The sequence below is a fragment of the Desulfonatronum lacustre DSM 10312 genome (assembly GCF_000519265.1).
GTDB classification, from domain to species: Bacteria; Desulfobacterota; Desulfovibrionia; order Desulfovibrionales; family Desulfonatronaceae; genus Desulfonatronum; species Desulfonatronum lacustre.
Genome location: NZ_KI912608.1, coordinates 3,383,005 through 3,406,133, shown reverse-complemented (window position 1 = coordinate 3,406,133; position 23,129 = coordinate 3,383,005). Strand labels below are relative to the sequence as shown.

Annotated in this window: 23 protein-coding genes; 21 read left to right on the top strand and 2 right to left on the bottom strand. The window is 60.0% G+C overall.

The window, feature by feature from the left end; all coding sequences use genetic code 11:
- The first annotated feature begins 25 nt into the window (after positions 1-25).
- Positions 26-688: a pyrimidine 5'-nucleotidase gene (locus DESLA_RS0116060; protein WP_028573259.1), complete on the top strand. Its 663-nt coding sequence runs from the start codon at positions 26-28 to the stop codon at positions 686-688.
- 59 nt (positions 689-747) lie between these two features.
- Here DESLA_RS0116060 and hypB read toward each other — a convergent pair whose 3' ends face one another.
- Together hypB and hypA are read right to left on the bottom strand one after the other, a co-directional pair.
- Positions 748-1,410: a hydrogenase nickel incorporation protein HypB gene (gene hypB, locus DESLA_RS0116055; protein ID WP_028573258.1), complete on the bottom strand. Its 663-nt coding sequence runs from the start codon at positions 1,408-1,410 to the stop codon at positions 748-750.
- 4 nt (positions 1,411-1,414) lie between these two features.
- Positions 1,415-1,771 (bottom strand): hydrogenase maturation nickel metallochaperone HypA, encoded by a 357-nt coding sequence (gene hypA / locus DESLA_RS0116050; RefSeq protein ID WP_028573257.1) that lies wholly within the window; start codon positions 1,769-1,771, stop codon positions 1,415-1,417.
- A gap of 269 nt (positions 1,772-2,040) precedes the next feature.
- Between hypA and DESLA_RS0116045 the strand changes: the two genes are divergently transcribed.
- From DESLA_RS0116045 to gatC, 20 genes are all read left to right on the top strand, one after another.
- Positions 2,041-2,697 carry a CBS domain-containing protein gene (locus DESLA_RS0116045; RefSeq protein ID WP_028573256.1) on the top strand — a complete coding sequence of 219 codons (657 nt, stop codon included), beginning with the start codon at positions 2,041-2,043 and terminating at the stop codon, positions 2,695-2,697.
- A 2-nt stretch (positions 2,698-2,699) separates the two neighbouring features.
- The gene (locus tag DESLA_RS0116040) at positions 2,700-3,482 is read left to right on the top strand and encodes an ABC transporter ATP-binding protein (RefSeq protein ID WP_028573255.1); all 783 of its coding nucleotides are present in this window, start codon (positions 2,700-2,702) and stop codon (positions 3,480-3,482) included.
- 61 nt (positions 3,483-3,543) lie between these two features.
- On the top strand, positions 3,544-5,451 hold the full coding sequence (locus tag DESLA_RS0116035; protein WP_035261950.1) for an AMP-binding protein: 1,908 nt from the start codon (positions 3,544-3,546) through the stop codon (positions 5,449-5,451).
- A gap of 43 nt (positions 5,452-5,494) precedes the next feature.
- Positions 5,495-6,382, top strand: a complete 888-nt coding sequence (locus tag DESLA_RS0116030; protein WP_028573253.1) for a branched-chain amino acid ABC transporter permease — start codon at positions 5,495-5,497, stop codon at positions 6,380-6,382.
- A 41-nt stretch (positions 6,383-6,423) separates the two neighbouring features.
- The gene (locus tag DESLA_RS0116025; protein WP_028573252.1) at positions 6,424-7,470 is read left to right on the top strand and encodes a branched-chain amino acid ABC transporter permease; all 1,047 of its coding nucleotides are present in this window, start codon (positions 6,424-6,426) and stop codon (positions 7,468-7,470) included.
- Positions 7,471-7,474: 4 nt separating this feature from the next.
- Positions 7,475-7,732 carry a DUF4160 domain-containing protein gene (locus tag DESLA_RS0116020; RefSeq protein ID WP_028573251.1) on the top strand — a complete coding sequence of 86 codons (258 nt, stop codon included), beginning with the start codon at positions 7,475-7,477 and terminating at the stop codon, positions 7,730-7,732.
- Entirely contained in the window at positions 7,729-8,034 is a 306-nt protein-coding gene (locus DESLA_RS20985; protein ID WP_084032128.1) for a DUF2442 domain-containing protein, read from the top strand. The genes DESLA_RS0116020 and DESLA_RS20985 overlap by 4 nt, the downstream gene beginning before the upstream one ends.
- A gap of 30 nt (positions 8,035-8,064) precedes the next feature.
- Positions 8,065-9,225, top strand: a complete 1,161-nt coding sequence (locus DESLA_RS0116010; protein ID WP_028573250.1) for an ABC transporter substrate-binding protein — start codon at positions 8,065-8,067, stop codon at positions 9,223-9,225.
- 85 nt (positions 9,226-9,310) lie between these two features.
- A complete protein-coding gene (locus DESLA_RS0116005) occupies positions 9,311-10,108 on the top strand; it encodes an ABC transporter ATP-binding protein (RefSeq protein WP_156933052.1) in 798 nt (265 codons plus the stop codon).
- 3 nt (positions 10,109-10,111) lie between these two features.
- Positions 10,112-11,653 (top strand): sensor histidine kinase, encoded by a 1,542-nt coding sequence (locus DESLA_RS20980; RefSeq protein ID WP_084032127.1) that lies wholly within the window; start codon positions 10,112-10,114, stop codon positions 11,651-11,653.
- Between the two features lie 18 nt (positions 11,654-11,671).
- A complete protein-coding gene (locus DESLA_RS0115995) occupies positions 11,672-12,058 on the top strand; it encodes a response regulator (RefSeq protein WP_028573247.1) in 387 nt (128 codons plus the stop codon).
- The gene (locus tag DESLA_RS0115990; RefSeq protein ID WP_028573246.1) at positions 12,051-13,730 is read left to right on the top strand and encodes a diguanylate cyclase; all 1,680 of its coding nucleotides are present in this window, start codon (positions 12,051-12,053) and stop codon (positions 13,728-13,730) included. The genes DESLA_RS0115995 and DESLA_RS0115990 overlap by 8 nt, the downstream gene beginning before the upstream one ends.
- 2 nt (positions 13,731-13,732) lie before the next feature.
- Entirely contained in the window at positions 13,733-14,497 is a 765-nt protein-coding gene (locus DESLA_RS0115985; RefSeq protein WP_028573245.1) for an ATP-binding response regulator, read from the top strand.
- Positions 14,498-14,641: 144 nt separating this feature from the next.
- Positions 14,642-15,676 (top strand): dTDP-glucose 4,6-dehydratase, encoded by a 1,035-nt coding sequence (gene rfbB, locus DESLA_RS0115980; RefSeq protein ID WP_028573244.1) that lies wholly within the window; start codon positions 14,642-14,644, stop codon positions 15,674-15,676.
- Positions 15,673-16,563, top strand: a complete 891-nt coding sequence (rfbD, locus tag DESLA_RS0115975; protein ID WP_245590082.1) for a dTDP-4-dehydrorhamnose reductase — start codon at positions 15,673-15,675, stop codon at positions 16,561-16,563. The genes rfbB and rfbD overlap by 4 nt, the downstream gene beginning before the upstream one ends.
- A 279-nt stretch (positions 16,564-16,842) precedes the next feature.
- Positions 16,843-17,874, top strand: a complete 1,032-nt coding sequence (hrcA, locus tag DESLA_RS0115970) for a heat-inducible transcriptional repressor HrcA (RefSeq protein WP_028573242.1) — start codon at positions 16,843-16,845, stop codon at positions 17,872-17,874.
- Positions 17,875-17,918: 44 nt separating this feature from the next.
- On the top strand, positions 17,919-18,542 hold the full coding sequence (gene grpE, locus DESLA_RS20975) for a nucleotide exchange factor GrpE (protein ID WP_051434758.1): 624 nt from the start codon (positions 17,919-17,921) through the stop codon (positions 18,540-18,542).
- An 84-nt stretch (positions 18,543-18,626) separates the two neighbouring features.
- Complete coding sequence (dnaK, locus tag DESLA_RS0115960) at positions 18,627-20,546, top strand: molecular chaperone DnaK (RefSeq protein ID WP_028573241.1); 1,920 nt, start codon at positions 18,627-18,629, stop codon at positions 20,544-20,546.
- A gap of 162 nt (positions 20,547-20,708) precedes the next feature.
- Complete coding sequence (locus tag DESLA_RS0115955; protein ID WP_028573240.1) at positions 20,709-22,679, top strand: penicillin-binding protein activator; 1,971 nt, start codon at positions 20,709-20,711, stop codon at positions 22,677-22,679.
- A gap of 93 nt (positions 22,680-22,772) precedes the next feature.
- Entirely contained in the window at positions 22,773-23,060 is a 288-nt protein-coding gene (gene gatC, locus DESLA_RS0115950) for an Asp-tRNA(Asn)/Glu-tRNA(Gln) amidotransferase subunit GatC (protein ID WP_028573239.1), read from the top strand.
- The last annotated feature ends 69 nt before the right edge of the window (positions 23,061-23,129 follow it).

Genomic DNA, 23,129 nt, shown 5'->3' with positions numbered 1-23,129 from the left:
AAAACAAGCCGAACCAAGGATTCTCATGGATACGTTCATCTTCGATCTGGACAACACCCTCTATCCGGCGTCGAACTCGTTATTTCCGCTGATCGACGCCCGGATCAACCAATACATGCACGAACGGGCCGGTATTCCTGAAGAACAGGTGGACGCGCTGCGCCGCCTGTATTGGCGGGAATACGGGCTGACCATGGTCGGTCTGGCCAAGCACCACGGCGTGGACCCGGAAGACTACCTGGAATACGTCCACGACGTGGACGTGGCCGCGGTCCTGCGGCCTTGCCCGGAGTTGGCCTTGGCCCTGGCGGCCCTGCCCGGTGTCAAGGTCGTCCTGACCAACGGTTCGCTGGCCCATGCCCAGCGAGTTCTGAAGGTTCTGGGGCTCCGGGAGGTGTTTACCGAAATATTCGACGTCCGGCTGGCGGCCTACCGGCCCAAGCCCTACCCCGAACCGTACCGGGAAACGCTGCGTCGACTCGGCGTCCCGGGATCGCGGTGCGTGATGGTGGAGGACATGGCCGTGAACCTGAAGACGGCCAAGGAATTCGGCATGGCCACGGTGCTCATTGACCCAGGCAATGGGCCGGGCAACGGCGAGGCGTACGTGGATGTGCGTATTGATGACGTGACCTTGTTTCCGGACGCTTATGCACGATTTGCGCGGGGAAAGAAAAAGGCGGGCTGAAAGCCCGCCTTTTATGTCATCGACTAAATGCTATCGACTGAAATGATCGCCCCGTAATGCTACCGGCGCTCCGCCAGCGCTGCGTCCTTGAGCCACGCATACCAGGGTTCCAGCCCTTCTCCCGTGCGGCAGGAAACCGGGAAGACGACGATTTCCGGATTCAGGGCGCGGGCGAAGCGGGTCGCCCTTTCCAGGTCGAAATCCACGTAGGGTAGCAGGTCGATCTTGTTCAGCAACAGCACCTTGGACTGAGCGAACATCATCGGATACTTCTCCGGCTTGTCGTCGCCCTCGGTCACGCTGAGCAGGGTCACCTTGGCCTTTTCGCCCAGGTCGAACTCCGCGGGGCAGACCAGGTTGCCCACGTTCTCGATGAACAGCACGTCCAGGGCCGCCAGGTCCATCTGCTTCAAGGCCTCCAGGATCATGGAGCTATCCAGGTGGCAGCCGCCCTCGGTGTTGATCTGCACGGCCTGGGCCCCGGTGGCGGCCACGCGCCGGGCGTCGTTGTCCGTCTGCAGGTCGCCCTCGATTACGGCCATGCGCAGTTCATCGCGCAGATCGCTCAAAGTGCGCTCCAGAAGTGAGGTCTTGCCGGCTCCCGGCGAACTCATCAGGTTCAGGGCCAGCAGGCTGTTTTCCGCATAGACGTTGCGAAGCTGATCAGCCAAGCGGTTGTTGGCATCCAGAATATTACGGATCACGGGAATGGTTTTGGACATAATATCAAGTGTCTCCTTCGATATGAGCAATGTTCAGTTCCTTGCCGGTGAGCACGGTATGCGCGAACTCTTCGCCGCAAGAGGGACAGGGGGCGAAGTGCAGGCTGCGCACCTCAGGTGAAAACGTCGTTTCGCACTTGGAGCATCGCAAAGACAGCGGCACTTTTTCATACTCCAGCACCGCCCCTTCCAGGGCCGTGCCAAGGGTCATGGCCTCAAAGGCCAGATCTAGGGCCTCCGGGACCATGGTGGACAGCGCGCCGTGCTGGATGGTTATCCGCTGCACGGTACGCAGACCATGATTGGCCATCTCGGCCTCCACGATCCGGATCAAGGACTCGGCAATTGACATTTCGTGCATGGGGACCCCCATACTGGAAACCTCCGGTATCGTCCAGGGAGGAAAAACACCCGCCCACTCCCCAAATTCCTTGCCTGCGCAACCTCCGCTGGACTCCAACGGCTTGAGCGGCTATCAGTGCCGACATCGGCACGCCAAACACTCCGTTCATGCCTTCATATCGCCGTTGACGGAGCAAGTATTGGACAAAAACTCCATCGCCTGCTCCATTCCGTTGAGTTCGAAAATTCACAACCCATGTTCCCCGCAAGCCCAAGGAGAATCCCGCCATGTATGTCGGACTGAAAATGCTCACGGACATGCCCACCATCACCCCCAAGACCTTGGTGATGGAGGCGGACAAGATCATGGAAAAAGGCCGCCTTTGGATGCTCATGGCCGTTGACGAAAAGGGCCGCTACATCGGGGCGGTGCGCAAGGAGGACGTCCGGTCGGCCCTGCCCTCCCCGGTGACCACCCTGAGTCGGCATGAGTTGAATTACCTGATGTCCAAGCTGACGGTGGAAAAAATGATCCTCAAGGATGTCCCATCCGTTCCTCCGCAGATGGAAATCGAGGAAGCCGCCAAAATCATGTACGACAAGGACTTGGCCGGGCTGCCCGTGGTGGACTCCAAAAACATTCTGTTGGGGTACATCAACCGCAACGTGATGCTTGACGTTCTGGTGGAGGAAATGGGGCTGGCCCAGGGCGGGTCGCGAATCGTCTTCGAGGTCGTGGAGCGCACCGGGGTCATCGCCGAAGTCTCGAACATCATCGCGGCCATGAACGTGAGCATCATCTCCACGGCCACGTTTTATCACAATACGAAGCGGATGGTCGTCATCCGGATCCAGATGGACGATCCGGGACCGGTTCTCAAGGCCTTGTTGGAACGCGGCTACCATGTCGTCGGCCCCTGCGATTTCGCCAAGGAGTGGTGCTAGCAATGGCCATGCTGGAAGTCCGCGACGTCACGCTGACCTTTCGCGGCCTGGCCGCCTTGCTGAATGTCGGCTTCAGCGTGGAGCAGGGCCAGATCGCCTCGCTCATCGGCCCCAACGGCGCAGGCAAGACGAGCATGCTCAACTGCATCAGTGGGCGGTACCATCCGGACGAGGGCAAAATCGCCCTGAACGGACGAGACCTGCTCCCCATGGCAGCCCATGACCGGGTCATGGCCGGACTTTCGCGGACCTTTCAGAACATCGCCCTGTTCAAGGGCTTGAGCGTGCTGGACAACCTGATGGTCGGCCGCCATATCCGCCTGAATTACGGTTTGCTCTCGTCCCTGTTCTACTGGGGCAAGGCTCGGCGCAGCGAGGATCTGCACCGCAAGCGCATTGAGGAAATCATCGACTTTCTCGGCCTGTCCCCCTACCGCCATCAGGTGGCGGGCAAGCTGCCCTACGGGGTGCAAAAACGGGTCGAACTGGGCCGGGCATTGGCCGGAGAACCGGAACTGCTGCTCCTGGACGAACCCATGGCCGGGATGAACCTGGAAGAAACCGAGGACATGGCCCGCTACATCCTGGACATCAACGAGGAATGGGGCATCACCGTCCTTCTTGTGGAGCACGACATGGGCGTGGTCATGGACATCTCCGACCAGGTGATCGTCCTGGATTTCGGCCAAGTCCTGGCCACCGGCACCCCGGTCCAGGTCCAGGCAGACCCGAACGTCATCGCCGCCTACCTGGGCAGCGACAACGCGTCGTTTGTCGGAAGATAGCCACGCGCCCCCCTTGAACTTTACGAAGAAAGAATCGCCTTAGAACGACACGGAAGACGCAATGCAGGAAGAACAACGTTCCCAACGCCCTTATGATACAACACTGCCCCGGTTGTTGCTGGACAACGCCGCGCAATTCGGGGCCAAGACGGCTCTGCGGGAAAAGGAATGGGGCGTTTGGCAGCCGTATTCCTGGACCGACTACTTGCGCAAAACCTCGGAATTCGCCGCGGGGATGAAGAAGCTCGGCCTGGGCAAGGGCGACGTGCTGGTGCTCATCGGCGACAACCGTCCGGAATGGCTCTGGGCCGAGCTGGCCATCCAGTCCCTGGGCGGCATGGCCCTGGGGCTGTACCAGGACGCACCGGTGGAGGAGATCGAGTACATCTTTTCGCTCACCAACTGCCGGATGGTCGTGGCCGAAGACCAGGAGCAGGTGGACAAGATGCTGGACCTGAAACAGCGCGTGCCCCATCTCCAATACGTGGTCTACCATGACGCCAAGGGCTTGTCCGGGTACAAGGAAGACGGCCTGCACCCCTTTGAACGGATTTGCGAACAGGGTCGCCCCGATGCGGGCCAGTTCGCCCAGTGGGTGGACCGGCTTCAGCCCGACGACACCTGTTTGATCGCCACCACCTCCGGAACCACCGGACGGCCCAAGCTGGCCATGCTCTCCCACCGCAACCTGCTGTCCATGGCCACCAACCTGGGCCGGGTGGACCCCAAGCACGACACCGACGAGTTCGTCTCTTTCCTGCCCCTGGCCTGGATGGGCGAGCAGATGATGGCCGTGGCCTCGGCCCTGCTGTTCGGCTTTTGCGTCAACTTTCCGGAGGAGCCGGACACGGTGCAGGAAAACATCCGGGAGATCGGGCCGCACCTGATCTTCTCCCCTCCCCGGGTCTGGGAGAATCTGGCCGCCCGGGTACGAGTCAAGATCATGGAGACCAGCCCGCTGAAGCGCTTTCTATATAACCTCTTCCTGCCCATGGGCACGCGCTACGCCGAATGCCTGCTTGCCGGAACCAAGCCCGGTCCGGCCTTGCGTCTGGGCAAGGTCCTGGCCGACGCCGGTCTGTTCCGGGCCCTGCGCGACCGGCTGGGCTTTTCCCGGATTCGCTCCGCCACTACCGGCGGCGCGGCCTTGGGGCCGGACACCTTTCGCTTTTTTCACGCTCTGGGCGTAAACCTGAAGCAGATCTACGGCCAGACGGAAATCGCCGGGATCTCCTGCATCCACGCGGACGGCCGGGTGGATTTCGACTCCGTGGGCGAGCCCATCCCGGAAACCGAGATCATCATTTCCGAGGAAGGCGAAATTCTCTCCCGTTCTCCGGCCGTGTTCCAAGGCTACTACGCCAACCCCGAGGCCACGGCCGAGACCATCCAGGACGGCTGGCTGCGCTCCGGAGACGCCGGATTCTTCAAGGGCAACGGGCAGATCGTGGTCATCGACCGGCTCAAGGACGTCATGCACCTGGCCGACGGAACCCAGTTTTCGCCGCAGTTCATGGAGAACAAGCTCAAGTTCTCGCCTTATGTCCGAGAAGCCGTAATTCTGGGCAAGGAGCGTCCCCATCTGGCCGCGATCATCAGCATCGACCCGGAAATCGCGGGGCGATGGGCCGAAAGCCGGCTGCTCACCTACACCACGTACCAGGATCTGGCCGCCAAGAACGAAATCTACGACCTGATCCGGACCGAAATCGCCGAAATCAACGCCGGCCTCCCGGAAACCACTCGGATCAAGCGCTTCGCCCTGCTGTTCAAGGAACTGGACGCGGACGACGGCGAACTGACCCGGACCCGCAAGCTGCGCCGCAAGGTGGTGGAGGAGCGCTACCTGCCGCTCATCGAATCCCTCTACGGCCCGGACGTCTGCATGAACCTGACCGCTTCCATCCAGTACCAGGACGGGCGGACGCGGGAAATGTGCGGGAGTATTCAGATTGCTACCGTGGACTAAACGGTCCTTGCCCCATCCGTGAACCCTTCAGCCTGAATCAACCATGGAATACTATCTTCAACTCTTCGTGAACGGCTTAGTGGTCGGAAGCATTTACAGTTTGGTGGCTCTGGGCTTCGTGATCATTTACAAGGCGACCAAGGTGGTCAATTTCGCCCAGGGCGAGATGGTCATGGTCGGGGCGTACATCTGTTTCGCCTTGACCGTGCAGATGGGGCTGCCGTTTCTGGTTTCCTTTCTGATGACCCTGGTGTTTTCCGTGATCCTCGGCCTGTGCATCGAGCGGGTGATTTTGCGCCCGCTGATCGGCGAGCCGATCATCAGCGTGATCATGGTCACCGTGGGGCTGTCCACGGTGCTCAAATCCCTGGTCCAGTTGTTCTGGGGCACCCAGATCCGGGTCTATCCGCCCATCCTGCCCACGGACCCGATCTGGATCGCCGGCGTGCCGGTGGCCCCGGTGTACATCGCGGCCTTTGTCCTCTCCGCCCTGCTGTTCGCCGTGTTCTCACTGTTCTTCAAATATTCCCGGACCGGCATTGCCATGCGGGCCACGGCCATGGACCAGCAGGCCGCCCAGTCCATGGGCATCGGGGTCAAGAACATCTTCGCCCTGTCCTGGTGCATCGCCGCGGTGGTCTCCAGCATCGGCGGGATCATCCTGGGCAACATCAACGGAATCAACGCCCAGTTGGGGCACCTGGGCCTGAAGGTCTTTCCCGCGGTCATCCTCGGCGGCCTGGACAGTTTATTGGGCGCGGCCTTAGGCGGACTGATCATCGGCGTCCTGGAAAACGTGGCCGACGGCTTCATGCAGCAGGTCTTCAGCCTGCCCGGCTTCAAGGAAGTCGCCGCTTACGTGGTCCTGGTGATCATCCTGATGCTGCGGCCCTATGGGTTGTTCGGCACCCATGAGATCGAAAGAGTTTAGACACATGAATTTTAAGAATATATCATTCAAGCAGGTCGGCCATGCGCGGTAAATGCGGACTGTTTCACACCTCCTATGCCTCGGAAACCCGGTTCTTCCAGACCGGATTTCAGAAACTGAGCCTGGGCGTCTTCCTGGCCCTGCTGCTCTGTTCCCCGTTTTTCCTGAGCAACTATCAGGTCTCGATGCTGAACATGATCAACATCGCGGTGATCGGGGCCGTGGCCTTGAACCTGCTCACCGGGTGCTGCGGCCAGATATCCCTGGGCCACGGCGCGTTCATCGGCGTGGGAGCGTATACAACGGGCATCTGCACCCTGGCCGGATGGCCGTTTTTCGCGGCCCTGCTCTTCGGCGGGCTGGTTACGGCCGTGGTGGGCATGCTCTTCGGCATCCCATCGCTGCGCCTGAAGGGCATCTATCTGGCCATCGCCACCCTGGCCGCCCAGTTGATCCTGAGCTACGTCTTCCTGCACTGGGAGTCGGTCACCGGTGGCTCCATCGGCATGGGGCTGGACGCGCCGGTTATCCTGGGCATATCCCTGGATAACGACGCCAAGATGTTCTACCTGACCTTCGGCGTGGCCGCGGTCAGCGTCCTGCTGGTGGCCAATATCCTGCGCACCCGCCACGGGCGGGCCTTCGTGGCCATCCGGGACTTTCACCAGTCCGCCGAGTCCGTAGGGGTGAACCTCTTCGCCTACAAGCTGCAAGCCTTCGCCGTCAGCTCCTTCCTGGCCGGGATCGCCGGCGGACTCTGGGCCCACTACACCATGTACATCACCCCGGAGCAGTTCGACATCATGCTCTCCATCCAGTACCTGGCCATGATCATCATCGGCGGCCTGGGCAGCGTGCTGGGCAGCATCTTCGGCGCGGTCTTCGTAACCTTGCTCCCGGAATTTCTAGGCGCTTTGGCCCAGTTGGCCGGTACGTTCTTCCCGAACATCAGCATGTATTTCCTGGCCCTGCGCGAGGGCATCTTCGGCCTGATCCTCGTCCTGTTCCTGATCTTCGAGCCCGAAGGCCTGGCTCATCGCTGGCGACTGATCAAGGCATACTGGAAGCTGTATCCGTTCGCGCATTGACAACATGCCGACAATTTTACAGCTTCTTGGATGGCGTCTTTTTTTCTATTCCAATGAAAGCAACGAACCGATGCACGTCCACTGCAGAAAAGGGCAAATGGAGTGCAAATTTTGGATCGATGAGGTAGGGTACGACATTCGGCTTGCACATGCCTACGGCATGAGTCCGAAGGATGAGCGGGAAATTCGCAAGATCATATTCGACCACTTCGATCTTATAACGAGTGAATGGAACAATTTTCAAAAAAGGCGGCGGCAATGAACGAACATCATATAATCACGAATCGTTGCATCGTGGACGGCGTCCTCCATCTGACCGTGGACGGATACGATTTGGAGGTGAACCTTCGCGACGTGTCGTCCGCCTTTGCCAATGCTTCTGAACTGGAGATGCGGGCTTTTGAAGTCACGCCTTCGGGATATGGGCTCCACTGGCCGCTTCTTGATGAAGACATTTCCATTGACGGACTGCTCGGGAAAACGCAGATGTTGGACGATGAACACCATTTCACCACGCGACCGTCCAACACGTCTTCAGCCCCAGCATTTGCTGTTTCCGGATGATTTCCCCACATATTCCAAGGAGGGATGAAGATGAGACGAGGACTTTTCTTAGTGGCGGCGGCCTTGATGCTGTTCGCGGCATCTCCGGGATCGGCCCAGATCAAGATCGGCGTGTTGTCCGATCTGAGCGGCCCCACGTCCGATGTTGGTCGGCCGTATGCCGACGGAATCCGGCATTGCGTCGAGTATCTGAACAAGCAGGGCGGCATTGCCGGGCAGCGCATCGAATTGCTCCAGGTGGACTACGCCTACAACGTTCAGCAGGCCATCGCGGCCTACAACCGCTTCAAGGGCCAGGGCATGGTTGCGCTGCAAGGCTGGGGCACGGCCGACACGGAGGCCTTGGTCCGGTTCGTGGCCCGGGACGAGATCCCGACCTACTCGGCCTCCTATTCCGCGCACCTGACCGACCCGAAAACAGCGCCCTACAACTTCTTCATCGCCGCGGACTATTCCACCCAGGCCCGGGCCGCCCTGCAGTACTTCCATGACAACTGGACCGAAGACCGCCCCATCAAGCTCGGCCTGCTCTACCCCAACCACCCCTACGGCCTGGCGCCCATTCCGGCCATCAAGGCCTTTGCCCAGGAGCTGGGCTTCGAGCTGGTAGGCGAAGACAACGTCGGCCTGGGAGACATGGACGCCACCAGCCAGTTGCTACGCATGCAGCGCCTGGCCCCGGACTACGTCTGGGTGGGCGGGACCATCTCTTCCACCGCGGTGATCCTCAAGGACGCTCAGAAGATCGGCATGCAGGCCAAATTCATCACCAACATCTGGGGCAGCGACGAGCAACTCCTGCAACTGGCCGGTTCCGCGGTCAACGGCCATTACGGCCTGCACACCTCCGCGGTGTACGGCGCGGAGGTGCCGGGCATGAAGGTCATCGAAGAACTCACCGGTGGCCGCCACCAGAATATCCACTACATCCGCGGCTTCGCCTCCATGTACACCATGGCCGAGGCCATCCGCGTCGCCGCGGAGCAGGGCAAGGTCACCGGGCCGGCCATTCGGGACGCCTCCCGGACCCTGCGCGACTTCGATCCCATGGGTCTGACGCCGCCGATCAGCTTTTTCGAAGATGATCACCGACCGAACATGGTGGTCTATCTCTACCAGCTTTTCGAAGATCGCATGGAACTGGTGGCTGAGCAGGAGTTGGAGCGACGTCCGGAGTGGTTTGGACATTAGGAGTACAGGGGCGGTTCGCAAACCGCCCCTCCTTTCCCCCCTGGTCTCCTGAACCGTGAACCGTAACCCCCTGAACCTCCCCACCATGGACCTGCTTAAAATCGAAAACCTCGAAGTCGTGTACAACGACGTCATTCTGGTGCTCAAAGGCCTTTCCCTGAAGGTCCGCCAGGGCCAAATCACGGCCCTGCTGGGGCCCAACGGCGCGGGCAAATCCACCACCCTCAAGGCCGTATCCGGACTGATCCGCACCGAGGACGGCGAGATCACCGAGGGCGCGGTCATGTATCAGGACCGCCCCATCCACAAGACCCTGCCTGAAAAGATCGTCCGCGAGGGCATCTTCCAGGTCATGGAAGGTCGGCGCGTCTTCGAGGACCTCAGCGTTGAGGAAAACCTGCGTTGCGGCGGCTTCACCCGCCCGGCCTCAGAGTATCCGGAGTCCTTACGACGGGTTTATGAATACTTTCCCCGACTCCAGGAGCGCCGTAAACAGTTGGCCGGATACCTTTCAGGCGGGGAGCAGCAGATGCTGGCCATTGGCCGAGCCTTGATGGCCAAACCGAAACTGCTCTTGCTGGACGAACCCTCTCTGGGGCTGGCCCCGTTGCTGGTGGAGGAAATCTTCACCATCGTCCAGCGGGTCAACCAGGAAGAAGGCGTAACTATCCTCCTGGTGGAACAGAACGCCCGCGCCGCCTTAAGCATTGCCCAGCACGGCTACATTCTTGAAAACGGACGGATCGTCATGGACGGCACTTCGGAATCCCTGCTCAACAACCCTGACGTTCAGGAATTCTACCTCGGCCTGGGCCACGGCGGAGAAAAACGCAGCTACCGCGACGTCAAGCACTACCGCCGACGCAAGCGTTGGCTCGGTTAGTTCATGCCCGTCAATGAGAAGCCTTCCGTGGCTTCCGAGGTTGCCGGCCCGCCCGGCCCCAACGTCGAAGAACTTTTCTCCGACGGACCGGTGGTCCTCTTTGTCTGGAAGCCGAAACCCGGCTGGCCCGTGGAATATGTTTCCCGAAATGTCGCCGGCCTGATCGGCTATAGTCCCACCGAAATTCTCTCACCAGCTTTCTACTTCATCGACCTGCTCCATCCGGACGACCTCCAGCGAACCGCGAACGACATCCACAACCACCTCAAGAACAATGCAAGCCAATTCGAACAGTTTTATCGACTGCGGCACAAGGACGGACCGTACCGCTGGATTCATGACTACACCCGGCCGGTATACAATCATTCCGGACAGATCGTTCGGATTCAAGGCTATCTCTTGGATCAAACCCCGCGCAAACAGGCCGAGCTGGCCCTGGCCGAGAACGCCCGCCAGACTCAGGCCATTTTGGACAACGTCATCGACGGGATCATCACCATTGACGAAAATCGCGTCGTGACCTCCTTCAACCGCGCTGCGGAGCGCATATTTGAATACAGCGCGCAAGAAGTGCTGGGACGAAACGTGAACATGCTCATGCCCGAGCCGTATCACAGCGAGCATGAAGGCTACGTCAACAATTACCTGCAGACCGGCGTGACGAAGATCATCGGTATCGGGCGCGAGGTCGAAGCCCGTCGAAAAAGCGGACGGACCTTTCCCATGGAACTGTCCGTTTCGGAAATATCCCACAATGGGAAAAGGGTCTTCATCGGCATGGTTCGGGACATCACCGAGCGCAAGCGCATGGAGCGGATGAAAAACGAATTTGTGGCCACTGTCAGCCATGAACTGCGCACCCCCCTGACGTCCATCAGCGGCCCCATCAGCCTGCTCCTGGGCGGGGCGCTGGGCGAACTGCCGGAGTCGGCCCGCAAGATGCTGGAAGTAGCCCACAAAAACAGCCTTCGCTTGGCCAACCTGATCAACGACCTGTTGGACATGGAAAAAATCGCCGCTGGAAAGATGCCCTTTGAGTTGAGCACCCAAGAGGTAATGCCCATGGTGGAGCAGGCCGTGCACCTCAGCCAGCCCCACGCCGCCCAATACCAGGTCAAGCTGAGCTTGGTTGAACGTGCCGATGGAGTTCAAGTCCGGGTGGACGGTCAGCGTCTGCAACAAATTCTGACAAACTTTCTTTCCAACGCAGCCAAATTTTCTCCCAAGGACGGCTCTGTCCAAGTCGGAGTAAAAAAACTGGACGGACAGGTCCGCATCCGGGTCAGCGACGACGGTCCTGGCATCCCCACGGAATTCCGGAGTCGAATTTTCCAAAAATTCTCCCAAGCGGATTCCTCGGACACCCGGCAAAAAGGTGGCACCGGCCTTGGACTGGCTATTGCCAAGGAACTGGCCGAAAAGATGGGCGGACGCGTCGACTTTGAATCAGAGCATGGACAGGGATCAATATTTTACGTGGATTTGCCGCTAGTTGCGACCAAGGCTGAACGGGTGGTAGACGACTTCCGTCATTCTGAATCTTGACCCCTCCCCACACAACAAATGAGCACCCTCCAAAATATTCTCTACGTGGAAGACGAACCGGACATCCAGGCCGTGGCTCAGATCGCCCTGGAGATGGTCGGTGGCTTTACCTTGAAGGTTTGTTCCTCCGGCCGGGATGCGCTGGAGACCGTGCGGACGTTCGTTCCGGACCTGATCTTGTTGGACGTGATGATGCCGGGCATGGACGGTCCGACAACCATGGGTGAATTGAGAAAACTGCCAGACCTGGAGCACACTCCCGTGGTCTTCATGACCGCTAAGGTCCAGCCGGGAGAAGTTTCCGAGTACTTGGCCCTCGGGGCTCGGGGAGTAATCGCCAAGCCCTTTGACCCCATGAAACTGGCCGACGAGGTGCGTGCGATCTGGGAACGGAAAAATGAGTGAGGATAAATCGTCGGCCATAGCAGACCAGTTGCAAGCCTTGCGAGACATGTTCCGCCAGCGCCTGGACAGCGAGATTCCACAACTAGAGCGACTGGCCGACGCTCTGGCCTCGGATTCCGACACGGCTCCTCGCCTGGAGGAAATGCTACGCGCCCTGCACAAAATGGCCGGTTCCGCCGGTACCTTTGGCTTCCCGGAATTGGGCTCGGCAGCCAGAAGCCTTGAAGTCCGTCTTCAAGGTTGGGTGCAAAATTCCCGGCCGACAATGCCCCCGGCGCAAGACCTACATGATCTCCGTCGCGACGTGCATGCTCTGCGCGGATACCTGACGGAACATCAGCCCGTTGATGAACCTTCCGACGACGCCGCGCAAACGACGGACCGTCCTTCGAAAATAAACGGCGAAGTCGTGGTATGCTTGGTGGAGGACGAAGAACCGTTGGCCCAGGAATTGAAGCGAATCTTCGGGCACTTCGGTTACGTGATTCATCGCTATACCTTGCTGGCTGAGGCGGCCCAATCCCTCCACCACCGGAAGCCGGATGTTATAATCCTGGACGTGGCCTTTGAATCAAACGGCCTGAACACCATCGAACAGGTAGTCCTTTCCCCGGAATTCACGGACCTGGGGCGGCCGATCATTTTTCTCTCCGACCGGGACACCTTTGATATCCGGGTCCAAGCCGCCCGCATCGGGGCTGAAGGGTTCTTTCCCAAGCCGGTGGATGTCCCCAAACTCATCGACCGAGTCGAGCAGTCCATTCGTCGCAAGCAAGACATTCCCTATCGCCTGCTGATCGTGGACGACGACGAGGAGTTGGCAAAGCACTACGCACTGGTGCTGAAAGCGGACGGAATGGAAGCCAAGACCCTGAGCGAACCCCAGGGCATTCTGCACGTTTTGCGGGAATTCCAGCCGGAATTGATCCTCATGGACGTGGCCATGCCCGGTTATACCGGGATGGACCTGGCCCGAGTGATCCGGATGCATGAAGAATGGGTGAGCATGCCCATCATCTACCTCTCCGCGGAGACGGACAAGGACCGACAACTTTCGGCCTTGAGCAGCGGAGGGGACGACTTTCTGACCAAACCCATCTCCGACCACCACCTAGCCGCAGCGATCTCGGTCCGGGCCGCCCGAATGCGCCAGCTCACGGAACTGATGGTCAAGGACAGCCTGACCGGCCTGCTCAAGCACTCTCGCATCAAGGAACAGATCGCCCTGGAATTTGCCCGAACCAAGCGCGAACGGACGTCCCTGTGCGTGGCCATGTTGGACATCGATCACTTCAAAAAAGTCAACGACACCTACGGACACGTTGTGGGCGACCAAGTGATCAAGGCCCTTGCCCATCTCCTGAAACAACGCTTGCGCAAGACCGACGGCATCGGACGGTACGGAGGGGAGGAATTTGCCGTGGTCCTGCCCCGGTGTGAACCCGAAGCGGCTCGAGAGCTGCTGGACGACATTCGTAAACGCTTCAAGGAAATCCGGTTTACCGCCGAAAACGAAGATTTTACCGTGACCCTGAGTGCTGGAGCGGTCATGGCCGAGGAGTATCCGGACGCTTCAGCCATGCTCGTGGCCGCGGACGAGGCCTTGTATGACGCTAAACGCAGCGGCCGGGACCGTATTCATCTCGGCGGCGCTATGCAAAAGGACGCATAAACATGGACAAGATTGAAGCCCTGCTGCGGCAGATGCGGCGGGCATTTTTAAACGAAATGGGAGAGCGTTGCGATCGCCTGGAGCAAAAAATCATCCAACTGGAACGGACCCCCGCCGACCGCGACGTTTTCGAGGAACTGTATCGCGGCGTGCACAGCCTCAAAGGCTCTGGCGGAACCCATGGCCTGCACATCATCACCGCTATTTGCCACCAATTCGAAAACCTTCTTACCGAAGCCTCCGGGGCGTGCGATTTCAGCGACAACTGCATTTCCAAGTCCCTGGCCTACATTGATCTGCTGCGCAAAGTGCAACAGGTGGCCGGCGCGGACGATCCGGACTATGCGTCCCTGGAAGCCGAGTTGGAACGCTTGCGGGAACCGGAGAAACAACGGCGTATTGAAGTGCTGATGGCCGAACCCTCGAACATCATGCAGCAGGTCCTGCGCAAGGCCCTGGCGGACCAGCCCGTCCAGATCACCATGGTGGACGACGGAATCGCGGCCATCGAACTGCTGATGCGTCACAAATTCCAGGTCGCCGTCCTGGCCCGTGAACTCGTCCGGCTCAACGGCGTGGCCGTGGTCGCGGCCATCCGCGCCTCCCAGGGCCGCAACGCCAAAATCCCCTTCATCCTCCTGACCAGCAACCCGGAAACCGTCCCGCGAAACGTGGCCATCGACAAGGTCCTGCCCCGGGACAAACACCTGATGGTCGAAGTGCTCCAGACCCTGACGGGGTTGACCGGCTCCCGAACCGATATTTGACCTTTGCCGCGGGCCGGGGCTACAAGTTCACGCTTTTGCCCGCGACCCAATATTTTCTTTCGCCTGTCGCTCTCCATTTCCGCTTAAAGGACATCCGAGGGCTTTGGGAACCTCGGTGCCCGCACATATTCAAGAGGATCACGCATGCAACGCCGTCTCAGCCGCATTCTGGTCACCGGAGGATGTGGATTCATCGCCTCCAACTTCATCCTGTCCCTGATGGAGCGCCGCAAGGATCTGCTCGTCGTCAACCTGGACAAGTTGACCTACGCCGGAAACCGGATGAACCTGCTGCCCCTGGAACAAGGTCAGGACTCCCGGTATGTTTTCGTCCATGGAGACATCGCCGATCCGGAGTTGGTTCCCCGACTTTTGGCCGAACACCGGATCCAGGCCGTGCTCAATTTCGCGGCGGAGTCCCATGTGGACCGTTCCATCCACGATTCCTCGCCGTTCATCACCACGAACATTCAGGGCACGCACAACCTGCTGGAGGCCTCCCGCAAAGCAAAAATCACACTCTTCTTGCAGGTCTCCACGGACGAGGTCTACGGAACCCTCGGCCCGGAGGGCCTGTTCACCGAGCAGACCCCCCTGGCTCCCAACAGCCCCTACTCCGCCTCCAAGGCTTCGGCGGACCTGTTGGTCCGGGCCTATCACGAGACCTACGGTCTGCCCACGGTGATCACCCGCTGCTCCAACAACTACGGACCGTTCCAGTTTCCGGAAAAACTGATCCCCCTGATGATCACCCTGGCCTGGGAAGACAAGCCCTTGCCGGTCTACGGCGACGGAACCAACGTCCGGGATTGGATTCACGTCCTGGACCATTGCCGCGGCGTGGAACTGGCCATGGACCGGGGCCGCCCCGGGGAGGTCTACAACTTCGGCGGCGACGCCGAACGCACCAACATTCAAGTGGTCACGGCCATCCTGGACCTGCTGGGCAAGCCCCACTCCTTGATTCGCTCTGTTCAGGACCGCCCCGGCCACGACCGACGCTACGCCATGGACTTCGCCCTGGCCGGCCGGGAGCTGGGATTTGCCCCATCCGTCACCTTTGACCAAGGGCTTCGGGAAACCATCCAATGGTATGAGGACAACCGGGAATGGCTGCGCCGGGTCCAGGACGGCAGCTACCGCGACTTCATGGACGCCTGGTACGGAGAGCGGCGATGAGCGGGCAAACCGATTCCACGACGCGGCGGACACCCCAAAACGTCATGGTCCTGGGCGGCAAGACCGGCCTCTTGGGCCAGTCCCTCTGCGCCGCCCTGACCAAGGCGGGCTGGACCGCGCTGCCCGTGGGCCGGGAAGACGTAGATCTCTTCGACACGGATCAACTCGCCGCTTTTTTGGACCGCCACGAGCCGGACGTGATCTGCAACACCGTGGCCTACACCCAGGTGGACTTGGCCGAGGACGAGCCGGAACTGGCCATGCAGGTGAACAAACTCCTGCCCGTCAAGCTCGGTCGCTTGGCCAAGCAGCGCGGCATCCAGTTGGTACATTACAGCACGGACTTTGTCTTCGACGGCCAGGGCTGCGAGCCTTACCGGCCCGACGACGCCGTCAATCCGCTGTGCATCTACGGCAAGACCAAACTGGCCGGAGAGAACGCGCTGCGGGAACTGGCTCTGGACCGATTGAGCATCGTCCGCACGGCTTGGCTCTTCGGACCGGGACGGACCAACTTCGTGAGCAAGATTCTCACCCTTGCCTCCCAGCGCGCCTCCTTGAACGTGGTCCACGATCAGATCGGCTCTCCGACCTACACCCCGGACCTGGCCGAATATTCCGTGGAATTGCTCAAAGCCGGGGGGACCGGGATATTTCATCTCGTGAACGGCGGTTGCGCCTCCTGGTGCGAACTGGCCGCTTCCGCCGTGCAAGCCATGGGCCTGCAATGCGACGTCCACCCCATCACCTCGGACCAATATCCGCAAAAAGCCCACCGCCCGGCCTATTCCGTACTGAACAGCGAATCCTTCACCGCGCTTACCGGTGTCAAGCCCCGCCCCTGGCTGCACGGGCTGCGGGAATATGTGTTCTGCCACGTCTGCTGATGCAGGTAATGGAGCGGTGTTTCACGCCTGCATCGGGCCATGCCCTCGAAATCGAAATCGCTACCGAAATCGGAATTGAACCTGGAATTAAGAATGCTGTGCATCACTCCGTGATTACGAAATCTTCTTGGACATAAGGTTCGATTTCGATCACGATTTCGTTTTCGATACCGATTCAGATAGCGGGTGAGTATCGCCCCCTCCTTCCTTGACAGAACCTTCCGGCATATTTATGGGGTCTAGCACTCTCTCTTATCGAGTGCTAGACAGGATACCACCATGGAACTTCAGCCACGCGAAATCGGCGTTTTGACGACGCTCATCGAGGATTACATCCAGACGGCCGCGCCCGTGGGGTCCCGGACCATCGCCAAAAAATCCAATCTGAACCTCAGCCCGGCCAGCATCCGCAACATCATGGCCGACCTGACGGACAAGGGCTATCTGGAACAGCCTCACACCTCGGCCGGACGGATACCCTCGGCGCATGGCTTCCGCTTTTACGTGGACACCCTATTGAAATATCACCCGCTCACCCCGGAGGAACGGACCCAGCTCACCGAGCACATGGGCGACGACAGGCGGGATGTCTCCGAACTGCTGCGCAACGCCTCCCGGCTCCTGTCGGCCTACACCCGGCAGGTGAGCATGGTCCTGGCGCCCAAGGCCACGAACATCGGCTTCAAGCACATCGACTTCATCCTGCTCAAGCCCGGCCTGGCCATGGCCATTCTGGTGGTGGAGGGCGGCATCGTCCGCAACAAGATCGTCTCCGTGGAGCCCGAGTTGGGCACGGACGATCTGGTCACGTACAGCAATTATCTGAATCAGTTGTTCCAAGGCCGGACCCTGGCCCAGGTCCGGACCAAGCTGCTCCAGGAAATGGACGCGGTCCAGCGTGAGTATCAGGCCGTCAGTCAACAGGCCCTGGTCCTGGCCCAGCAGGTGTTCTCCGGCGGAAACGAGCGGGAAGTCTATGTCGAGGGCACGGTGAACTTCTTTACCCACCCGGAGTTCGCCAACCCGGCCAAGCTTCAGGAACTACTGCGCATGCTGGAGGAACGCACCCAACTGCTGGAACTGTTGGACAAGGTGGCCAAGCCCGATGGTATTTCCATCATCTTCGGGCGCGAAGACGATCAGGAAGGCTTGCAGGAATTCACGCTGATTTCCTCTCCCTACCTGGGACAGGACGACCCCCTGGGAGTGGTGGGCATCATCGGCCCGATCCGCATGGACTACGCCAAGGTTGTCCCTCTGGTCGAATTCACGGCCCAGGTGATCAGCCAGCTCTTGAGAAATCGTTTTTAAAGGGCCCTAGATATAAAGGGTCCTAGATACGCAAGGAGGAGAACATGTCTCAAAAGAATAATCCCTATGCCGAGGCGGCACATCGGGCGGACCATACCGTGGGCGAGAACATCGATGTCGAGGATGTCGCGAACGGATCGGAGGAGACCGGAACGCCGAAAATGACTGCCGATATGATCGATGAGGAGCAGCTGACCCGGCTGTGCGAGGAAAAAGTCTGTCCCAACTGTCGACTTTTGGCCCAGGTCCAGGATGAAAAACTGCGCATGGCCGCGGACACTGAAAACCTGAAGAAGCGCTTGCAACGGGAAAAGGACGACTTTTGCAAATTCGCCACGGAATCCGTGCTGGAAGACCTGTTGCCGATCCTGGACAACCTGGACCTGGCCCTGGAGCACGGCGGAAAGACCGGCACGAGCAAGGAGCTGCTCAGCGGGGTGGAAATGACCCGCAAACTGTTTCTGGACATTCTCGCCCGCCACGAATTGGAGCCTCTGGGCCAATCCGGCGAGGACTTCGACCCCAATTGGCACGAAGCCTTGGCCCAGCAGCCGCATCCGGACTTTGAGCCCGGCAAGGTCTGCCACGTGGTTCAAAAAGGCTATCGCCTCAAAGGACGGCTGCTCCGTCCGGCCAAAGTGCTGGTCAGTATGGAGTGCGCCGTATAATTTTTTCATCCGCCCCTTTACAAGCGGACAATCAACCTTAACTTGATCGAAAAATATCCATTGCGTTCAGGAGGAATCAAAAACATGGGAAAAATCATCGGTATCGATCTGGGAACGACGAATAGTTGCGTCTATGTGATGGAGGGCAAGGAGCCCAAATGCATCACCAACCCCGAAGGCGGACGAACCACTCCGTCCATCGTGGCCTTCACCGACAAGGAACGGCTGGTCGGTGAGATTGCCAAGCGCCAAGCCGTCACCAACCCGGAAAAGACCGTATTCGCCATCAAGCGACTGATGGGCCGTCGTTTCGACGCCAAGGAAATCACGTCCTGGAAGGATAGTTGCCCGTACAAGATCGTCGAAGGGAGCAACGGCGATTCCTACGTGGACATCAACGGCAAGAAGTACAGCGCTCCGGAAATTTCGGCGATGATCCTGCAGAAGCTGAAGTCCGACGCCGAAGCCTATCTGGGCGAAACCGTGACCGAGGCCGTAATCACCGTTCCGGCCTACTTCAACGACAGCCAGCGCCAGGCCACCAAGGACGCCGGACGGATCGCCGGACTGGAAGTCAAGCGGATCATCAACGAGCCCACCGCGGCCTCCCTGGCCTACGGCTTTGACAAGAAAAAGAACGAAAAGGTCGCCGTGTTCGACCTGGGCGGCGGGACCTTCGACATTTCCATTCTGGAAGTCGGCGACAACGTCGTTGAAGTCCGGGCCACCAACGGCGACACCTTTCTTGGCGGCGAGGACTTCGACCACCGGGTTATCGATTACCTCGTCAGCGAATTCAAGCGGGACAACGGAATTGATCTGTCCAAGGACCGCATGGCTCTGCAGCGGCTCAAGGAAGCCGGAGAAAAGGCCAAGAAGGAACTCTCCACCTCCATGGAGACGGAAATCAACCTGCCCTTCATCACTGCGGACCAGAACGGCCCCAAACACCTGCTGATCAAGCTCTCCCGGGCCAAGCTGGACAAGTTGGTGGAAGACCTGGTGGACCGAACCATTGAGCCCTGCAAAAAGGCCCTGGCCGACGCCGGACTGAAGACCTCGGACATCGACGAGGTGATCCTGGTCGGCGGGATGACCCGGATGCCCCTGGTGCAGAAAAAAGTCCAGGACTTTTTTGGACGCGAACCGCACAAGGGCGTGAATCCGGACGAGGTCGTGGCCATGGGCGCGGCCATTCAGGGCGGAATTCTGGCCGGGGACGTCAAGGACGTGCTGCTGTTGGACGTCACCCCGCTGTCTTTGGGCATCGAAACCCTGGGAGGAGTTTGCACCAAGCTCATCGAGCGCAACACCACCATCCCGACCCGCAAGAGCCAGGTCTTCACCACGGCCGCGGACAACCAGCCTTCGGTTTCCATTCACGTGCTCCAGGGCGAACGGCCCATGGCCGGGGACAACAAAACCCTGGGCCGCTTCGAGTTGACCGGCATCCCGCCCGCTCCCCGGGGCATGCCCCAGGTGGAGGTGGCCTTTGACATCGACGCCAACGGGATCGTCAACGTCTCGGCCAAGGACCTGGGCACGGGCAAGGAGCAGTCCATCCGGATCACCGCTTCCAGCGGCCTGTCCGAGGACGAAATCCAGAACCTGGTCAGGGACGCCGAGACCCACGCGGACGAGGACAAGAAGAAACAGCAGCTCATCGAAGCCCGCAACCACGCTGACTCTCTGATTTACGCCACGGAGAAGTCCATCAACGACCTGGGCGACAAGTTGGACTCCGTGCTGCGCGGCGAAATCGAAACCAAGATCGAAAGCCTGAAGAAGCTCATGGAAGGCGACGACGAAGCTGAAATCCGCCGTGCTTCCGAGGAGTTGGCCCAGGCTTCGCACAAGCTGGCCGAACAACTCTACGCCCAGAAAAGCGGTGGAGAACAGGGCGGCCAAGCCGGTCCCCAGCCTGGAGCGCAGCCGGGCGGCCAGCAGGACGGTCCGAAGAAGGACGACGACGTCGTGGACGCGGACTACACCGAGGTCAAGTAGCACTCCGGGATGCCGTCGCCTTGACAGGCTGTTTGCCGTATCCCTATACCTCAAGCCTGACCCGCGTTAACGCGGGTCAGGCTTTTTTTGTACGCGACGCCCGCTGCCTTTATCTCGTCCAATATCCAAGATGCCCCAGAGTCTCCTTTTCAAGGCGGTTGCATGGTTCACCAACTTGCTCTACGCGGAATCCTGATCCTTCTCCTGATCATCCCGGTCTTTTTCGCCGGCGGCTGCATTGAGAAAAAACGCCTGCCCCCCATTGCCCCGCCGCCCGCGGAAGAGACCGTTCAGGGGCTGCTCCTGCAAGCCGACGCAGCGTGGCAGGCCAGGGACTACCAACGCAGTCGACAACTCTACGATGTCCTGGTGTCCGAGCCGCTGGATCATCGCCAACTGGACCTGGCCTGGGAGCGGTTGGCCATCAGTTCCCTGCAGACCCAGGACTACGTCCGCGCCCAGGACGCCCTGATCCGCTGGGCCCTGCTGGACCCGAAACTGCGCCTGGAGTGGTTCTGGCACGATTACCGGGTCCTTGCCCTGCTGGGGCAGGGCAAGGAGGATCAGGCCGAGGACTATCTGCTTCAGATCCTGCGGCAACCGGAATCCCCGTGGTCCTTGCGGTCCTCCGCCGGGATCCGACTCTCGGAAATATACCGCCAGCACAGGGACTACGCCCCCTTGCCCCTTCTCTTCGCCGACCTGCACGCCGCTGCCCCGGACGCCCAGGCCAAGGCCGAACTGGAACGGGTCGTGGTCCAAATCGTCAGGGAAATCCCGGATGCGTCGCTCCAACGGCTTGTAGAGCGAGTCCCATCCGCGGAGTCGACCGCCTTTCCCAACTCCGTGTTCGCCTGGGAACAGCGCCGTCGCGAAGCCCGGCAACGTCCGGGAGAATGGCCTGAGACCTGGGCGGCCATGCAGCGCCTCCTGCAGCAAGGTGTGTGGACTGATCCCCGGCCTTTCGTCGAGGACCTCGACGAATTGCAGGAGCACTTCGGGACGCCCGGTATCTGCGTCGGCCTTCTTCTTCCCTTGGACGGCCCACTGGCCGAAACCGGTTGGAAGGTGGTCCGGGGAGCAGAAGCCGGACGCGCCGCGCTTGAAAAGAACGGCTATCCGGTGCGCTTGGAGATCGCCAATTCCCAAGCCGCGGACATTCTGGAGACCTTGTCGACCATGGCCCCGGAATGCCGGATGATCGGCGGTCCGATCCAGCGTGACGCCTGGGACCGGCTGCATGGAACGAACCTCTCGTCCCAGCGCCGTTTTTTCACTTTCATGCCCACCATGGGCCAAGCCACGGAGGGCCAACAGGCATGGCGGTTCTTCGCCGGCCCGCAAGACCAGGTCCGCACTCTGGCCAACCTGGCCCTGAGCCAAATGGGCATCTCCAGCTTGGCCGTGCTCTTTCCCCAAGACCGCTTCGGCGAGCACATGGGAGAGATGTTCACACGGGAAGTTATCCGCATGGGCGGTCAAATTACCGGCCACCAAAGCTATCAGCCCGGCCAACATGAAGAGTGGGGCGAGGCCGTGGCCTCGCTGCTGGGTGTTCCGGCCCAACAACGCCGAGGCCGCCAGGAAGAAGCCGTCCTCCCCAGGCCCCCGTTCCAGGCCGTATTCATCCCGGACAGCCTGAGCGACGCCGAGGTGCTCCTGCCTCAATTCTTCTACTACGACGAGCCGCGCCTGCTGATCCTGGGCCCGGAACTCTGGAGCCAAGCCTGGCTGCAACGCCCTCGGCACACGGAATTGCAGTACTTCCGCCTGGCCGCGATGCCCGGTGCCTGGTGGCCGGACAACCCCTCGCCCGCGACTCGCGCCCTGACTGAAGTCGCGCACGCTTCTGATCAAACCCCGGATTTCTGGATGGCCCTGGGCTATGACTTCATCCGCTTTGCCGCCCGGATCAGCCAAACCGCCCAGACCAGCTCCCCGGACCACCTGAACGCCCACCTGGCCGCGTTCTCGGATTTCGACTGGAGCATGGCCCCCCTCTCCTGGAACGACCAAGGCCAAGCCCGCCAAGACCTCTTCCTGTTCCAACCCACGAGCCAAGGATTAAACCTCATCGATCCGATGGCGCTACGGAATCAGTTGGACCGAGTCAGGGAGCGGTTCGCAAGGTGATGGCCGGACGGAGATCCGTCATCGTGTTAGATTGATCCAGATGCGAATCAGAATAATCACTCGGAACGTGAGCAGCATGAACAAGGAGAACGCATGAGCATCAGTACTGATGAAGTAGAAAAAGTAGCCGGGTTGGCCAGGTTGAACCTGGAGCCGGAGAAAGTGGAGCAGTTCGCGGCTCAATTCAACGATATCCTCGGCTATATGCAGAAGCTGAACGAACTGGACACTTCCGGGGTGGAGCCGCTGTATTCTCCGGTGACCCACGAAACGGTGTTCCGGAACGACGAGGTCCGCATGGAATATAGCCGGGAGGAACTCCTGGGCAACGCTCCGGAAACCGACGGCAGCTACTTCATCGTCCCCCGGATCGTCGGTTGATTTTCGCAGCCCAAACGCATCACCGCTTCACGTTCTCGACAAATCAAAATACCCACTGAAGGACAGAGC

Coding starts and splice junctions, on each gene's coding strand:
- DESLA_RS0116060 (WP_028573259.1), top strand. CDS start 26: ATGGATACGTTCATCTTCGATCTGGACAACACCCTCTATCCGGCGTCG.
- hypB (WP_028573258.1), bottom strand. CDS start 1,410: ATGTCCAAAACCATTCCCGTGATCCGTAATATTCTGGATGCCAACAAC.
- hypA (WP_028573257.1), bottom strand. CDS start 1,771: ATGCACGAAATGTCAATTGCCGAGTCCTTGATCCGGATCGTGGAGGCC.
- DESLA_RS0116045 (WP_028573256.1), top strand. CDS start 2,041: ATGTATGTCGGACTGAAAATGCTCACGGACATGCCCACCATCACCCCC.
- DESLA_RS0116040 (WP_028573255.1), top strand. CDS start 2,700: ATGGCCATGCTGGAAGTCCGCGACGTCACGCTGACCTTTCGCGGCCTG.
- DESLA_RS0116035 (WP_035261950.1), top strand. CDS start 3,544: ATGCAGGAAGAACAACGTTCCCAACGCCCTTATGATACAACACTGCCC.
- DESLA_RS0116030 (WP_028573253.1), top strand. CDS start 5,495: ATGGAATACTATCTTCAACTCTTCGTGAACGGCTTAGTGGTCGGAAGC.
- DESLA_RS0116025 (WP_028573252.1), top strand. CDS start 6,424: ATGCGCGGTAAATGCGGACTGTTTCACACCTCCTATGCCTCGGAAACC.
- DESLA_RS0116020 (WP_028573251.1), top strand. CDS start 7,475: ATGCCGACAATTTTACAGCTTCTTGGATGGCGTCTTTTTTTCTATTCC.
- DESLA_RS20985 (WP_084032128.1), top strand. CDS start 7,729: ATGAACGAACATCATATAATCACGAATCGTTGCATCGTGGACGGCGTC.
- DESLA_RS0116010 (WP_028573250.1), top strand. CDS start 8,065: ATGAGACGAGGACTTTTCTTAGTGGCGGCGGCCTTGATGCTGTTCGCG.
- DESLA_RS0116005 (WP_156933052.1), top strand. CDS start 9,311: ATGGACCTGCTTAAAATCGAAAACCTCGAAGTCGTGTACAACGACGTC.
- DESLA_RS20980 (WP_084032127.1), top strand. CDS start 10,112: ATGCCCGTCAATGAGAAGCCTTCCGTGGCTTCCGAGGTTGCCGGCCCG.
- DESLA_RS0115995 (WP_028573247.1), top strand. CDS start 11,672: ATGAGCACCCTCCAAAATATTCTCTACGTGGAAGACGAACCGGACATC.
- DESLA_RS0115990 (WP_028573246.1), top strand. CDS start 12,051: ATGAGTGAGGATAAATCGTCGGCCATAGCAGACCAGTTGCAAGCCTTG.
- DESLA_RS0115985 (WP_028573245.1), top strand. CDS start 13,733: ATGGACAAGATTGAAGCCCTGCTGCGGCAGATGCGGCGGGCATTTTTA.
- rfbB (WP_028573244.1), top strand. CDS start 14,642: ATGCAACGCCGTCTCAGCCGCATTCTGGTCACCGGAGGATGTGGATTC.
- rfbD (WP_245590082.1), top strand. CDS start 15,673: ATGAGCGGGCAAACCGATTCCACGACGCGGCGGACACCCCAAAACGTC.
- hrcA (WP_028573242.1), top strand. CDS start 16,843: ATGGAACTTCAGCCACGCGAAATCGGCGTTTTGACGACGCTCATCGAG.
- grpE (WP_051434758.1), top strand. CDS start 17,919: ATGTCTCAAAAGAATAATCCCTATGCCGAGGCGGCACATCGGGCGGAC.
- dnaK (WP_028573241.1), top strand. CDS start 18,627: ATGGGAAAAATCATCGGTATCGATCTGGGAACGACGAATAGTTGCGTC.
- DESLA_RS0115955 (WP_028573240.1), top strand. CDS start 20,709: ATGGTTCACCAACTTGCTCTACGCGGAATCCTGATCCTTCTCCTGATC.
- gatC (WP_028573239.1), top strand. CDS start 22,773: ATGAGCATCAGTACTGATGAAGTAGAAAAAGTAGCCGGGTTGGCCAGG.